12 protein-coding genes are annotated in these 14637 nt (G+C 69.3%); 4 read left to right on the top strand and 8 right to left on the bottom strand.

Annotated elements, in window-relative coordinates:
- Positions 1 to 77: 77 nt before the first annotated feature.
- Positions 78 to 2519: a glycogen/starch/alpha-glucan phosphorylase gene (locus OHA21_RS31010; RefSeq protein WP_328460885.1), complete on the top strand. Its 2442-nt coding sequence runs from the start codon at positions 78 to 80 to the stop codon at positions 2517 to 2519.
- Positions 2520 to 2667: 148 nt separating this feature from the next.
- On the opposite strand, the gene OHA21_RS31015 is transcribed toward OHA21_RS31010, so the two are convergent.
- Positions 2668 to 3924, bottom strand: coding sequence for a hypothetical protein (locus tag OHA21_RS31015; protein ID WP_442874919.1), 1257 nt, complete (start codon positions 3922 to 3924; stop codon positions 2668 to 2670).
- A gap of 165 nt (positions 3925 to 4089) precedes the next feature.
- Between OHA21_RS31015 and OHA21_RS31020 the strand changes: the two genes are divergently transcribed.
- Together OHA21_RS31020 and OHA21_RS31025 are read left to right on the top strand one after the other, a co-directional pair.
- Positions 4090 to 4596 carry a SigE family RNA polymerase sigma factor gene (locus OHA21_RS31020; protein WP_328478633.1) on the top strand — a complete coding sequence of 169 codons (507 nt, stop codon included), beginning with the start codon at positions 4090 to 4092 and terminating at the stop codon, positions 4594 to 4596.
- On the top strand, positions 4593 to 5393 hold the full coding sequence (locus OHA21_RS31025; RefSeq protein WP_328460887.1) for a hypothetical protein: 801 nt from the start codon (positions 4593 to 4595) through the stop codon (positions 5391 to 5393). Before OHA21_RS31020 ends, OHA21_RS31025 begins: the two co-directional genes overlap by 4 nt.
- Here OHA21_RS31025 and OHA21_RS31030 read toward each other — a convergent pair.
- From OHA21_RS31030 to OHA21_RS31060, 7 genes are all read right to left on the bottom strand, one after another.
- Positions 5387 to 6292: a DUF6282 family protein gene (locus tag OHA21_RS31030; RefSeq protein ID WP_328460889.1), complete on the bottom strand. Its 906-nt coding sequence runs from the start codon at positions 6290 to 6292 to the stop codon at positions 5387 to 5389. The two genes, OHA21_RS31025 and OHA21_RS31030, sit on opposite strands and share 7 nt — an antisense overlap.
- Before the next feature lie 25 nt (positions 6293 to 6317).
- The gene (locus tag OHA21_RS31035; RefSeq protein WP_328460891.1) at positions 6318 to 7802 is read right to left on the bottom strand and encodes a ricin-type beta-trefoil lectin domain protein; all 1485 of its coding nucleotides are present in this window, start codon (positions 7800 to 7802) and stop codon (positions 6318 to 6320) included.
- A gap of 41 nt (positions 7803 to 7843) precedes the next feature.
- Positions 7844 to 8515: a PulJ/GspJ family protein gene (locus tag OHA21_RS31040; protein ID WP_328460893.1), complete on the bottom strand. Its 672-nt coding sequence runs from the start codon at positions 8513 to 8515 to the stop codon at positions 7844 to 7846.
- Positions 8516 to 8532: 17 nt separating this feature from the next.
- Positions 8533 to 10323 carry a putative Ig domain-containing protein gene (locus OHA21_RS31045; protein WP_328460895.1) on the bottom strand — a complete coding sequence of 597 codons (1791 nt, stop codon included), beginning with the start codon at positions 10321 to 10323 and terminating at the stop codon, positions 8533 to 8535.
- 76 nt (positions 10324 to 10399) lie between these two features.
- A complete protein-coding gene (locus tag OHA21_RS31050) occupies positions 10400 to 11320 on the bottom strand; it encodes a sensor histidine kinase (protein ID WP_328460897.1) in 921 nt (306 codons plus the stop codon).
- A complete protein-coding gene (locus OHA21_RS31055) occupies positions 11317 to 12132 on the bottom strand; it encodes an MEDS domain-containing protein (RefSeq protein WP_328460899.1) in 816 nt (271 codons plus the stop codon). The genes OHA21_RS31050 and OHA21_RS31055 overlap by 4 nt, the downstream gene beginning before the upstream one ends.
- A 64-nt stretch (positions 12133 to 12196) precedes the next feature.
- Entirely contained in the window at positions 12197 to 13192 is a 996-nt protein-coding gene (locus OHA21_RS31060) for a polyprenyl synthetase family protein (protein ID WP_328460901.1), read from the bottom strand.
- An 83-nt stretch (positions 13193 to 13275) separates the two neighbouring features.
- Between OHA21_RS31060 and OHA21_RS31065 the strand changes: the two genes are divergently transcribed.
- The gene (locus tag OHA21_RS31065) at positions 13276 to 14439 is read left to right on the top strand and encodes an acyl-CoA dehydrogenase family protein (RefSeq protein ID WP_328460903.1); all 1164 of its coding nucleotides are present in this window, start codon (positions 13276 to 13278) and stop codon (positions 14437 to 14439) included.
- Positions 14440 to 14637: the final 198 nt, after the last annotated feature.

The following is a 14637-nucleotide window of genomic DNA, read 5'->3' on the forward strand; positions in this document are numbered from 1 at the left end:
GGACTTTGGGCGCGACTTCGCCTTCCGGAACCGGGAACGGCAGCCATCCGAAACGTGCGGCGGGCAGAATGGGCCGCATGGATCTTCGCCAGGGCATCGGTCTGCGCCGTCTCGGCAGGACCGCCGATGAGTTCCAGCAGGACCTGTTGAGCAACCTCTTCTACCGGCGCGGGACGACCGTCGAATCGGCGAGCCCCCGCGACGCGTACGAGACGTTGTCGCTGACCGTGCGGGACCGCCTCGCCGAGCGCCGGGCCCGCACCGCGGCCGCGCACTACGCGAGCAACCCACGATGGGTGTACTACCTGTCGGCGGAGTATCTGCTCGGTGCCCAGCTCGAACAGAACCTGCTCTACTCGGGCACCGGCGAGCTCGCTGCCGAGGCGGTCAAGGCGCTCGGTTTCACCCTCGACGAGCTCGAGGACCTCGACATCGAGCCGGGCCTGGGCAACGGCGGCCTGGGCCGGCTCGCCGCCTGCCTGGTCGACGCCATGGCCACCCGGGACATCCCGGCGGTCGGCTACGGCATCCGCTACGACTTCGGCATCTTCAAGCAGTCCCTCGCGGGCGGGGCGCAGGCCGAGGGGCCGGACGACTGGGCGTTCCAGGGCAACCCGTGGGAGTTCCCGGCGCCGGACGACCGGCAGACCGTCGGTTTCTACGGCCACACCGAGCCGGTCCCCGGTTCGCAGACGCGCAAGCGCTGGGTGCCCGGCGAGGTCGTGCTCGGCGAGCCCAGCCACATGCTGGTCCCCGGTTACGGCACCGAGACGGTGAACATCGTCCGGCTGTGGCGGGCCCGGGGCAGCGAGGCCTCCTTCGACCTGTCCCGGTTCTCCGCCGGGCAGTACGCGGAGGCGGTCCAGGAAGCGGTCCGCGCCGAGAACATCAGCAAGGTGCTCTACCCGGACGACAGCACCGAGCTGGGCCGGGAGCTACGCCTCAAGCAGCAGTATTTCCTCTGCTCCTGTTCGCTGCGCGACATCATCCGCCGGTTCCGGCTGCGCAACGAGGACTGGGACGACTTCGCCGACAAGACGGTCATCCAGCTCAACGACACGCACCCGACGATCGCCATCGCCGAGCTGATGCGCCTGCTCGTCGACGAGTACGAACTGGAGTGGGACCGGGCCTGGTCGATCACCCGGCGCACCTTCGCGTACACGTGCCACACCCTGCTGCCGGAGGCGCTCGAGACCTGGCCGGTGCACGTCTTCGAGCGGCTGCTCCCCCGCCACCTGGAAATCATCTACCTGATCAACATGCTGTTCCTGCGCGAGGTCGAGGCCCACTTCCCGGGCGACACCGACCGGCTCCGGCGCATGTCGATCATCCAGGAGGAGCCGGAGCGCCGGGTCCGGATGGCCCACCTCGCGGTGGTCGGCACCGAGGCCGTCAACGGCGTCGCCGAGCTGCACTCCAAGCTGCTGCGCGAGACCGTGCTCAACGACTTCGCCGACCTGTGGCCGGCCAAGTTCCAGAACGTCACGAACGGCATCTCGCCCCGCCGGTTCATCAAGATCGCCAACCCGCGTCTGTCCGATCTGATCACCGAAGGCCTCGGCGGCGACGGCTGGCTCAAGGACCTGGAGAAACTGGCCGAGCTGGAAGCGCTCGCCGACGACGCGTCGTTCAAGGAGCGGTGGCGGGCGATCAAGCGGGCCAACAAGGTCGACCTGGCCGCCGGCGACCCGGACTCGCTCACCGACGTGATGATCAAGCGGTTCCACGAGTACAAGCGGCAGCAGCTCAAACTGCTGCACATCATCACGATGTACCACCGGATCCGGAACGATCCGGGCGCCGACTGGGTGCCGCGTACCGTGCTGTTCGCCGGCAAGGCGGCCCCGGCCTACCACGCGGCCAAGGACATCATCCGGCTGATCAACGCGGTCGGGGCGACCATCGCGGCCGATCCGGTCGTCTCGCCGTACCTCAAAGTCGTCTTCGCCGAGAACTACAACGTGACGCTCGCCGAGAGCATCGTCCCGGCGGCCGACCTGAGCGAGCAGATCTCGCTGGCCGGCAAGGAGGCGTCCGGCACCGGCAACATGAAGCTGGCCCTCAACGGCGCGCTCACGATCGGCACGCTGGACGGGGCGAACATCGAGATCCGGGCGCGGGTCGGCGCGGACAACTTCTTCCTCTTCGGACTGGACGCGTTCCAGGCGGCCGAGCTGCGTTACAGCGGGCAGTACCGGGCGCGTGACCTCTACGAGAAGGACGACGAGCTGCGGGCCGCGCTGGACGCCATCCAGTGCGGGACGTTCGGCGGCGTCGGGCACGAGGTGGCCGGCTCCCTGCTCGGCTGGGACGAGTACCTCACGCTCGCCGACTACCGCTCCTATGTCGACTGCCAGGACGAGGTCGACCGGGTCTGGCGCGAGCCGGACACCTGGACCCGGATGTCGATCCTGAACACCGCGCACAGCGGCTTCTTCTCCGCCGACCGCACCGTCGCGGACTACGCGGCCCGGATCTGGCGGGTCGCCCCGGTCCCGGTTCCCCGGGAGGACTGACCGAGGACGTCCGCCAGTCGATCCGCCGCATCAAGGCCGACCCGTCCCGCCGAACCCACGCCGTCCCGCCGTGCCCGGGGCGGCCACCAGCCACGCGAGGCCTCCAACGCCGCCGCCGGGCTTGAGCAGTGGGTTTTTCGGCTGGGGGTCAGCCGACGGTGACCGTTCCGCCGGCGGTGCGGACGCAGCTCACCTTGCGGGCGGTGGTGGCGGCCGCGCCGGTGAGGCACTGGGCGAGGACGCCGTGCCCGGCCGCGCTCGGGTGCCACGACTCCTGGCAGGTCTGGTAGTAGGTGCCGCAGGTGTTGGCGATCCGCTGGATGGCGATCTTGTCGTAGCCGGCCAGGTCGGTCAGGAAGACGCCGGTCGTGCCGTCCTGCACCCGGATCGGGGTGGCGAGCGTGGTGGCCGGGTTGGTGCTCGCCTCGCAGAGCCGGGCGCCGTCGAAGGCGCGCTGCACGTTGAGGTGGACGAGCTCCGGGAACGACGGCGAGAGCTGGGTGTGGACCGAGCCGACCAGGTCACCGAGCGCGGCCGAGAAGACGTGCCCGGACGGCAGGCTGGCGCGGTGGATCGGGCAGCCGGCCCGGTACCGCTCGGCGCCGAGCGCCCGGAACTTGTCCCGGTCGTCCTGCCGGCTGTCCTCCTCGATCAGGCTGGGCAGCACGTCCGGGGCGAGCGGGTTCGTGTAGTCCTGCAACACCACCCGGTGCTGGCCGTCAGTGTCGATCTCGTCCAGGACGGTGAGCAGGGTCCGGACCGCCTGCACGGTCTCGGCGGTGGCCGCTGACAGTTGGGCCGCGGTGGCCAGGTCGTCCGGGGCGCACGGCTCCTGCTCCACCGGCCCGCCCAGGTACGCCCAGAACTCCCACCACCCGGTCCAGGCGTCCGCGATGAACCGGTTCGCGCACTTCACCGCCACGTCGCCGAAGGTGAACGAGCTGTTGTTGGAGCCCAGCCCGAGCAGCACCAGGTCGATGTCGTGGGTCTGCGCGACCGCTCGCAACTGATCGATCTGGGCGGCCACCTGACGGCCGTTGGCCCGGGTGTTCGAGGCCGACGCGATGTCGTACGGCCGGCCGCCGGAACAGGCGAGGTTGATCCGGGCCGAGATGCCCGGCAGATCGGCCCGGAAGATCGAGGCGTTGGCCGACCGGTGACAGAAGTACGCGTTCGAGTTCGCCGCGGACCAGCCCGGGAAGCCCTGAGCCGTTCCGTTGACGTCGGTGACCGGCTGATAGGCGCCGGCGCCCTCCCCGCTGATGAAACTGTCGCCCAGCGCCACGGCTGCGGCCGGCAGTGCGGCTTGGGCCGGAGCGACCGGCGTGAGCAGGAGGAATATGGAGGCGGCGGCGGTCAGGACATGGGCAACCAGCGATTTCCGGGCCATGATCAATGTGAACATTTCGATGGAGTGTCGTCAATATTGCCCATCGGGAAAGTATGTGAACGGTCTGATACACGGCTGATATCCACGTCTCACCGGCCGCCCAGCCCTTGCCTGCAACCCGCCGTGATCTCTAACGTCGTGCGGTCCGGCCGGTCATTTCGCCGAAGGAGAGGGGTGCTGATGCACGACGACGCGTTCCGCGCGTATTTCGAGCAGCACCACGCCTCGCTGTCCCGGCTGGCCTACCTGATGACCGGCGAGGCCGAGGCCGCCGACGACCTGGCGGCCGACGCGCTGACCGAGGTGTGGCGGCACTGGGACCGGGTCACCGCGGCCGACGACCCCGCGGCGTACGGGCACGGCATCGTGATGAACCTGGCCCGCAACTGGGTCCGGCGCCGCGGCCGGGAACGTCTGCTGTCGTTCGAGGGCTTACGGCGTACCCGGGAAAGTGATGTTCCTGCCGTGCTGGACGTGCGCGGCGCCCTGCGCAAGCTGCCGCATCGCCGGCGTGCCTGCGTGGTCCTGCGGTACGCCTTCGACCTGCCGGAGAAGGACGTCGCCGCCGTCCTCGGCATCTCGGTCGGCGCGGTGAAGAGCGCAACCTCTCGCGGAGCGAGACAACTGGCCGAACTGCTGGGCGACAGCCACGTGGGCCGGATCGACGGGTGGGAGGCGGCACGATGAGGCTCTCCGACGACGAATTGCGCTCCGCGCTGCGCGCGGAAGCGGCTACGCACCGGCCCGACCGCGACGCGATGCTCCACCGGATCACGCAGACCGCCATGGATCCGGCACGCCCGGTCCAGGGCCGTCACCGGGTACGGATGACCGCCGCAGCCGCCGCGGTGGTCGCCGTTCTCGCTGGTGGGGGCATCGCGAACTGGGCGCTCGCCGGAAGCTCGGACCCCGAGCCGGCGCCCACCGCCACTGCCACCACCGCCTCGCCCAGCCCGGCGGCCTCGCCGAGCACAACGGTTCCGCCCAGCCCGGCGACCTCGCCCAGCCGGGCGGTGCCAGCGTCGCGGGCACCGGGGTCGAAGAGGCCTGCCAGCCGGCCCGCCGCGCCACCTTCGTCGCCACCGGCCCCGGCCGACACGCCCCGGGCCGAGCAGGGACCGCTCTGGTCGGACGGTTCGGTCGACCCGGAGGGCCGCGCCAGCGTGCTCACCCTGAAGACGACCGAGCAGCTCACCGCCCTCGAAGTGATCGTTCGGGTAGCCCGTACCGATGGCCTGATCTCTCGCGGCGGGACCAAACAGACACCCGGCGCCAGCGTCTCGACCTCGGTCACCGAGGAGCCGGGCGCGCTGATCTACCGGTTCGTGCTGTCCTCGGCCGACACCCTCGCGCCGGGCACCTACACGTTCACGGCGAAATACACCCACCTCTCCGACCGCCGTGACGCCGGTGCCGACACCTACGAGGCGACCGCGACCTCGGCGAACGGCGCCGCACTCAAGGTCGCCGGCGACTTCTACTGAGCCAGCGCGCGAGAGTTGGCCACCGCCATGGTGTGCACCTCCTCCTCGGTGAAATCGGCGGCGAGGAGACGGTCGGCGAACAGGGCGAGGCCGTCCTCGACCGGCGGATTGAAGGGCTGACCCAGGTCGCTGGAGAGCACCGAATGCTGCGGGCCGACCGCGCGGATGTTGGCGAACAGGTCGTCCCAGGCGACCTTGCCGGTGTGCGGGGTGGTGAAGCAGCGTTCCAGCAGGGCGCCCATCCCGGCGAGGCGGCGCTGGTCGGCCACCGGCAGTCGCTGCGAGGTGAACTCGGGGTGGGTGACGACGATCCGGCGTACCCCCTCGTCGCGTGCCGCCCGCACCACCGCGACGATCTCGGCGGCCGCGAGATGGCCGGTGGCCAGCACCATGTCGTGCCGGGCGACCACCCGCAGCACCCGGCGCACGCTGTCCAGCGCCTCCCCGTCCGCACCGACCACCTCGACGATGTCCGGCACGATCCCCTGGGCGTGTAGGTCGGCCTGCAGCGCGCCCCACATGGCCGGTCTCGCCCCGGGCAGATCGCCGGCGGTGCTGGTGCGCTGATTGCGCGAGTCGACGGTCGGCATCCAGACGATCCGGGCGCCGAGCCGGCCGGCAATTTCCACGGCGGCCGGGTTCATGCCGCCCATCGAGCCGTTCAGGGTGATCGCGCCGAGCACGTCGACGCCGGGCACCGCCTTGCGGACCACGGCGGCCCGCTCAGCGGTGGTCACGTAATGCGACTTGAGCACGAAACCGGAAAGGCCCACCGCGGCGAAGCGGTGGGCCAGATCCAGGTCGTCGATGCGCCGCTCCATCACATCCGGAGCGACGTGCACATGGGTGTCATAGGCCCCGGCGACAAGCGCACGGGCGGCAGCCGAGGGTCCCGACATGCCGCCCATGCTGTCACAGCGCCGGCTACTTCTCCTTGACGTCGCTGAGCGGGGTCCGCCTGGTGAGGTTCGCCGGGGCGTTCCACTTCTGCAGTTCGGAGCTGTTGCAGACGGCCACCTTGACCCGGCTCGTGCCGTCGGAGTGCAGGGTCTCCTTGGGCGCGTTGGTGAGATCGGTGGGCTGCAGGCAGAAGCCCTTGGTGTCCTCGATCCGGTAGCTGGTGGTGTAGCTGCCGGTGTTGTGCCGCACGTTCCACACCAGGTTCGGGTTGCTCACCTTCAGCGCATCGACGTTGGTGTAGTTCGAGGGGCACTTCTCCGTCGTCACCCAGCTGTCGGTGGTGGCCTTCAACGGCGACTTCAGGCAGTACTTCGTTCCGCTGTTGGTGACCACGATGGCACCCAGCTTCTGAGTCGCCGGGGCGACCGGGATCGGGTGCACCCAGATCTGGTTCCACTCCACGACGCCCTTCGGGTCCTGCTTGCAGAACCAGGCGATCATGTACGCGTAGCCGACGCTCTTGTTCGTGACGTCCAGGCACCGGCTGAACTGCGAGTAGTTGACCAGCTGGTAGGTCTCCTCACCGGCCATGCCTGCGCCGACCCCGGCGTCGAACCGCCAGACGTTCGTCGAACCGTTCGCGCCGCAACCACCCAGCTGGAGCGTCGAGTCGACCTTGTTCGCGTTCTTGAGGCTGATGCAGAGGCTCTCGACCGACTGGGTCGGGCTCGTGGAGTGCATCGCGCTGTTGCCGTCGAGGCTCCACTGGTACTGCGTCACGATGGCGGTTCCGGTCGGGCACGGCTGCAACACGACGGCATTGCCACTGGAGTGCGTGGCGCCCGAGTGCAGGCACATGCCGTTCGGATTGGCGTCCGTCTCCGAGTTGACCAGGTGCAGGTACAGCTCTTTGGTGTACTGGAACTGCTGCGTGCTACTGCCGTCGCAGAGTTTCATCTTGACCGCGGTGCCGGCCGCCGGCGTCGTCGAGCCGGCGTCCATGCAGAGGTTGCCGACCGTGGAGGAGCTGACCCGGATCGCGCCGCCGTCGATGTTTGTGTTGTCGAGGGTGAACGTGTAGGTGCCGGCCAGAGTGCGCGAGCCATAGGTCGCGTCCGACCCCGTCGCGGCTTGGTTGAGGGTGCCGTACCCCTTCGACTCGATCTTCGCGCTCCTCGGCGCCTTGGTGAGCGGGCAGGGAAGCTCGACATTGTTCTCGTCGTAGTAGTGGATGGTCACCTCGTACGACAGCTTCTCGCCGGTGCCGGCCACGCCGGCGTCACCGGTGAACACGCAGTCCCTCGGCAGATCCTCCAGCAGGCCTTTGGACTCGTCGTCGGTGTCGGCCGCCGCCGCGATCCGCGCCAGCACGACGTCCATGCCGATCTGTGCCCCGCTGAGAGCGGCGTTGCGGTCGATGAAGCTGCGCGTGGTGGTGACCTGCCGGACGATGACCGGCAGGAGCGCCACCGACAGAACCACTCCGACCGTGATGATCATCATCGCCATTGGCAGGGATCCGCGATCGTCGCCGGAACGGCGGAACGGCATCATTTCGTCGGCCTTCCTAGTTTGCAGTCGCTGGCGCCGTCGGGAGCGGTCTTCACTTCTTCCGCGCCGATGTTCTGCGAGGTGAAGACGCTGTCGAACGGCATGGTGACGGTGCCGTCCTTCACCTGGAACCGAAACCGGACCATCTGGTACATGTTGCTGAATCCGCCACCAACGCCTGTGGTCCCAGCGCTTGCCGAGGCGTAGGGAGTGTCACCCGGCGCGTAGACCTGGAACGGATCGATGTTGTTGTAGAGCACCACGCCGGTGGCGATCGTGTTCGCCGGCCCCACCGTCGGGGTCGTGGACGAGGTGCGGACCCAGTCGGCCATGCTCAGCGTGCCGTTCTCGATCTTCAGCTGGCGGCACGGAACGACTCCGGGGGCGGTCGCCGGCAGCGCGAACTCGATGTACCACCGGGTGCCCACCATCTTCGGCGGGTTGACGAAGGTCGCGTAGCGCAGTTCCCGGTCCAGCCGCCGGAAGCTGGTGTCCATCTGGTCACGGGCGACCGACGTCTGCTCGATCTGCTTGGTGCCGGAGTAGATCTGGATGGTGGCACCCACGATCACCAGCGTCGCCACCGACATGATCGCGGTCGTGACCAGGACCTCCATCAGGGAGTATCCGGCGTCACCGTCTGCTGGACGGCGGCGTAACCACTGTCGCACTCGGGTCTCCCTGCGGCTCAACTGACGATCCAGGTGAAGGTGTAGAGAACGGTCTGCGCCGGTTTCGAGCTGGTCGCGGACAGAGTGACCAGGTACGTCCCGGGGAGGGTCGGCGCGCCACTGATGGTGTCCTTCCCGTTGTTCCACGACGTGCCCAGCGGCAGCAGTCCGACGACCGCGACCTTGACGCCCTTGGCGTCGATCGCGTCGGCATTGGTGATGACCGGCAGAGTCACCTGCTGGCCCCGGACCGACTTCACCACGGAGGCCGGCGACGTGATGCTCAGGCTGTTGGCGCTCGCTGCGACGACCAGCTCGAAGCTGGTGCTCACCGAGTTGCCGAGCCCGTCGGTCACCGTGACAGTCGGCAGATACCGGCCCGGAATGATGACCGGGAGCCCGGAGATCACGCCGGTGGTCGCGTTGATCGCCAGTTCCGCCGGAAGACCGCTGGCGGTGTACGTGTACTTCCCGTCACCACCCGCCACGACCGTGTTCAGCGTGAGCGTCGACAGCGCGGTGATCTCTTGGTTGGCGATCGGCTGGATGGTCATCGGCTGGTAGACCGTGTAGGTGTACACGACCTCGGCGGTCTGCCCGTACTTGTCGGTGGCGATGATCGTCGACGAGAAGTTCTTGGTCGGCGTCCCCTTGATCACACCGGTGGTCTCGTCGAGCGTGAAGCCCGTCGGCAGCGGCGTCTTCTCCGCCACCGAGTAGGTGAACGGCAGAGTCTCCGCCTCACCCTTGCCGACAGCCGTCAGCGTCACCGCGGTATCCGGGTAGCCACCCGTCGGACCGGTGACCGTGACCGTCGGCGGCTCGATCACCTTCCAGACCGAGCCGTCCTCCTTGTCTGTGTCGGAGCGGGGCGTCAGCACACCCGCGGGCGGGGTGCTCTCCTTCACCGTGATCAGCGTGCCCGTCTTCGCAAACGACCAGGTACCGGTCTTCGTCGGCGTACCGGACACCAGACCGGTGTCCTTGTTGATCGTGAGCCCGTCCGGCAGATTGACGGCACTCCAGGTGTTCGGCAGGTTGCCGCCCTTGGCCTGCATCAGGACGGACACGTTGCTACGGCCCCGGTAGAAGATCTCCATGCTGGGTTTCCGGATCACCGGAGTCGCCCGCTTGTCGCTGTACTTCTCGCCGCCCTTCTCGGGAGTGACCATGGTCGAGGCGACGAAGCCGCACTCGCCGCCGGTGGTCGTGCAGCTCTTGTGCGGCCAGGTGATCAGCACGACCACCCGGAAGTACGACAGAACTGCCGAACTGTCCGGCCGCTTGGGGTCGTCCTCGGCCAGCGGACGGGTGCACTTGTCCGTTCGGCGCACGTAGACCTCGCAACCTCCCACGAATGTCCGCTGCTGGAAGGTCATGCCACCGGTGGTGATCGTCTGCGGCGCGGTCGAGACCGGCGCGTCCTCACCCTTGCCAGCGGCGGCGTAGTTGTCGTACGCCAGCATGCCCAGAGGCAGGGCCTCGGTCGGCGGAGCCATGGTCTTGAGGTATGGGAGCATCTTGTCCTTGAACGGGCCGGTCGCGCCGTAGTTCCACTGCTCCTGGACGCTCGCCCTGTCGCGGCCGTTGAGCAGCGACGATCCTTCGAGCGCACGCACCTGCTCCAGCGCGTTGTTCGCAAGCTGCGCCGCCTGCCGCTGGTCCCGCTGCTGCGCGACCGTGAGCGTGCCGTTCACGTAGAACGCGCCCAGCCCTGCCATGGCGGCACTGACCACCACCATGGAGACGAGGACCTCGAGGAGGGTGAAGCCCTCATCGGCGCCACGGCCGACCGGTTCGCTGCGCATCTCACTCCCAACTGGCCCCAGGACAGGGATCTGCCTAGGGCTCCATCGGCAGCGCGCCGCGGAAGTGGAGACTTTCTCAGCGAGCCATGTGCAACCGGATCGTCGTGCCGTCGCGGCGGGCGTGGACCCGAACCAGGTCGCAGAGCTCGTTGACCAGGATCAGGCCCCGGCCGGTCTCCCGGTCATCATCGGGCGGGATCCGGCCGGCGAGAGGATCCGCGAGGTCGCCGTGATCGTCGACCTGGCACAGCACGTACCCCGGCTCGGTCCAGACCGTGACCGTGCCGCCCGCGCCGGTGTGCTGGATGGTGTTGACCGCCAGTTCGTTGGCGGCCAGCACCAGGTCGGCGACCCGCTCGTCGGACAGGCCGGCCGAAGACGCCTGTTCGGTGACGGATCGGCGCACCGCGCTCAGATCGGCCGGTCCGGCGTACGACCGGACCGGCGCGCCCGGCGGCACCGGCGAGAGCGGGCCGTTGTGCCGGGCCGCGGTGACCAGCGGGTCGGCGTACCAGCGGCTTTCCCGCCGGACCTCGTCCACGATCATCACCGGGTGGGTACGCAGCGCGTCGTCCAGCCTTTCCCGGCGCAGACGTCGCGCGTCGTACGGGCAGAGAACAACCGCGTCCCGTCCGAGGAACGCCGTGTTGGTCAGCGCCTCATGGGTGACACAGGCCGGGTACTCGACGGCGGACCGGCCGGGCCAGACCGGCTCGCCGAGGATCGACACCCGGCGGCCCGGGTTGGCCGCGGCGAACGCCAGCAGCATGCCCGGCAGGATCCGGCCCGGGTTGCGGCCGGCCACCGCCATGTCGGCGAAGGTCACCGCGCCGTCCAGGTCGGCCAGGGCGTCCCGGAGCAGGGTCAGGTTGCTACCGGGTACCGCGACCAGGACCGCGTCACCGGCGGCGACGGCGGAACGGACGAAACCGGTGGTACCACTCAGGTACTGCTCGACGTCCCGGTAGAAGAGCGCCGGATGCTCGAAGGTGATCATAGGAGGTGGTCCGCGCCGTGAAAGGCCAGCAGCCGCCGGAGGGCGCCGGAGCAGCCCTGGAGAACCACGCGATGCCGTCCGTCCGCCAGCATCAGCAGGATCCGCACCGAGGCCGAGTCGGCGAACCGCAGGCCGCTGACGTCGACGGTGAGCGTCGGCACGGACTCCTCGGCCAGGTGCTCGAAGATCTCGCGGAGAGCCTCCCGGTTCGACAGGTCGGCCTCGCCCTCGAGCCGGATGCCGGGCGGGTCGGTGGTCCGCACCGCCCGAAGCAGCGGCACCAGCCGCGGGTCGGATGCCGCGGTGACCGTGGTCGGGTGGGTTCCGGTGACCCGCCGCAGCCGGTCCTCGCTGAACAGGCGCCGGTCGTAGAGGCAGACCCCCATCGCGAAGCCCTCAGCGAAGATCCGGTTCACCCGGGCCTCGTAGCGGAACAACTGTTTGCCCTGGTTGCGCGCCCAGGACATGTCGCCGACCGCGCGCATGCCCCGGTAACCGGCCGCCGCAGTCTCCCTGATCTCGGCCTGCCAGCTCGCGAAGGTCGCCTCGGGGTCGAAGACGCCACCACGCAGGTACTCCCCGCCGAACCGGAGCTGGCCGCGATCGAGCGCGGGACGCACGTCGATGCCCTGAGTGGTCAGCTCCTCCTCGACCCGATCACCGCCCGGCCCGTAATAGAGGATGCGGTGGTGATCGCGCAGGCCCGCCCGGATGTAGGCGGCGACGCTGCGGGTGCGTAGTGGCTCGTCGTCGAAGATGAGACACACGTGGTCGCCCGGAGTGAGCCGATCGAGCAGACTTGACTCGGCCATGACACCCCCTCAGGGCGTCACGCTACTTTCCCGGCGGTGACGGGCGGTATCGCTGAAACGGGGGTCAGCCGGTGCGGTCCGCGATGTAGTGACAGATCGACTCCAGGGTGCGACGGGGTGCCCCGTCCGGCAGCATCCGGGCGTGGCGGCGCGCGTCCTCGGCGTACCCATGAACGGTTTCCCGGGCCTGTTTCAGCGCGGCCGAGTCGCGCAGCAGCGCGAGCGCCTCGGCATGCTCGGCGTCGTCGGTCAGCGGGCCCTGCGCCAGCAGGGCCTTCAGGCGCGGACTCTCGTCGCCGGTGAGCGCGTAGAGCACCGGCAGGGTCGGCACGCCCTCGCGCAGATCGGTGCCGGGTGTCTTGCCCGACTCGTCCGACTCGGAGGCGATGTCCAGCAGGTCGTCGGAGAGCTGGAAGGCGATCCCGATCGACGTGCCGAAATCGGTCAGGGTCTGGACGTGCGGTGCGGGCAGCCCGGCGAACATGCCGCCGAACCGGGCCGAGGTGGCGATCAGCGAGGCCGTCTTGTCCTCGATGACGCGCAGGTGGTGCCGGATCGGGTCGTCGCCGCGCGGGCCCACCGTCTCCTTCAGCTGCCCCTCGACGAGCTGGGCGAGCGTGCGCGACTGCAGGCGTACCGCGTCCTGGCCGAGGCCGGCGGCCAACCCGGCGGCGCGGGCCAGCAGATAGTCGCCGACGTAGACCGCGATCGAGTTGGTCCAGCGCGAGTTGGCGCTGGCCGCGCCGCGACGCATGGGCGCCTCGTCCATCACGTCGTCGTGGTAGAGCGTGGCCAGGTGGGTGAGCTCCATGAGCACCGCGGAAGTCACCAGCTCGGGCCGGGCCGGGTCGCCGAACTGCGCGCCGAGGGCCACGACGAGCGGGCGGAACCGTTTGCCACCGGCCTCGACCAGGTGGGTGGCGACCTCGGTGACGAGCGGGTCGTCGCTGGCCACCGCGGTACGCAGGCCCGCCTCCACGGACTCCAGGAAACCGGCGACGGAATCCCGGACGGCCGGATCGATGAGGTCGTGGAGTCCGCTCGAGCCCGTCATGATCATGAGGCTAGATCACCTCGCTGAGAGGAGCCTGAACCGGGCAGAATCCTCAGGTACGCCCGGCCGAACACACCCCTGGAGGACCGATGACCGCCGACCCGCTCGACCTGATCGACATCGACGGACTGCTCAGCGACGAGGAGCGGCAGATCCGGGAGACGGTCGGACGGTTCGTGGCCGACCGGGTCCGGCCGTACGTCGCCGCCTGGTTCGAAGAGGGCACCTTCCCCCGCGAACTGGCTCCCGAACTGGGCAAACTCGGCGTCCTCGGCATGCACCTGGACGGCTACGGCTGCGCCGGCACCAGCGCGGTCGCCTACGGCCTGGCCTGCCTCGAGCTGGAGGCCGGCGACTCCGGTCTGCGCAGCTTCGTCTCGGTGCAGGGCTCGCTCGCCATGTATTCGATCTGGAAGTACGGATCCGAGGACCAGAAGCAGGAGTGGCTGCCCCGGATGGCCGCCGGCGAGGCGATCGGCTGCTTCGGCCTGACCGAACCGGATCACGGCAGCGACCCGGCGAACATGCGCACCCGCGCCGTCCGCGACGGCGACGACTGGATCCTCACCGGAACCAAGATGTGGATCACCAACGGCAGCATCGCCGACATCGCCACCGTCTGGGCGCAGACCGAGGACGGCATCCGCGGCTTCCTGGTCCCGCGCGGCACACCCGGCTTCACCTCCCGGACCATCAAGCAGAAGCTCTCCCTGCGCGCCTCGATCACCGGCGAGCTGATCCTCGACGAGGTCCGCCTGCCCGATTCCGCCCGCCTGCCCCAGGCCCGCGGCCTCGGCGCCCCGCTGAGCTGCCTCGGCGAGGCCCGCTTCGGTATCGTCTTCGGCTCCACCGGCGCCGCCCGCGACGCCCTGCGCGCCGCCCTCGACTACGCCGGCACCCGCATCCAGTTCGGCAAGCCGATCGCCGCCTTCCAGCTCACCCAGGAGAAGCTGGCCAACATGGCGGTCGACCTCAACACGTCCACACTGCTCGCGCTGCACCTCGGCCGCCTCAAGGACGCCGGAACGCTCAAGCCCCACCAGGTCAGCGTCGGCAAACTCAACAACGTCCGCACGGCGCTGGCCATCGCCCGTGAATGCCGCACCATCCTGGGCGGCAGCGGCATCACCCTCGAATACTCGCCGCTGCGGCACGCCAACAACCTGGAGTCGGTGCTGACCTACGAGGGCACCTCCGAGATCCACACCCTGGTGATCGGCCAGACCCTTACCGGTCACGCCGCCTATCGATAAAACCCTTTCGGGGTACGGGTTCTCCCCGTCCCGCCAAACCCTGCCTGTCCCGCCGAGCCGCGCGGCCCACCAGTCCGTCGCGGCCTGCAACGCGCCCGCCGGGCTTGAGCACGCCGTCACCCCTACGACAGCGACCGGCAGCCCGGTCCCCCCAAGCCGCCGCCCACGCACGTAACCAGCCCCGCATTCCAGACCCCA

The organism is Actinoplanes sp. NBC_00393 (genome assembly GCF_036053395.1).
Lineage (GTDB): Bacteria > Actinomycetota > Actinomycetes > Mycobacteriales > Micromonosporaceae > Actinoplanes.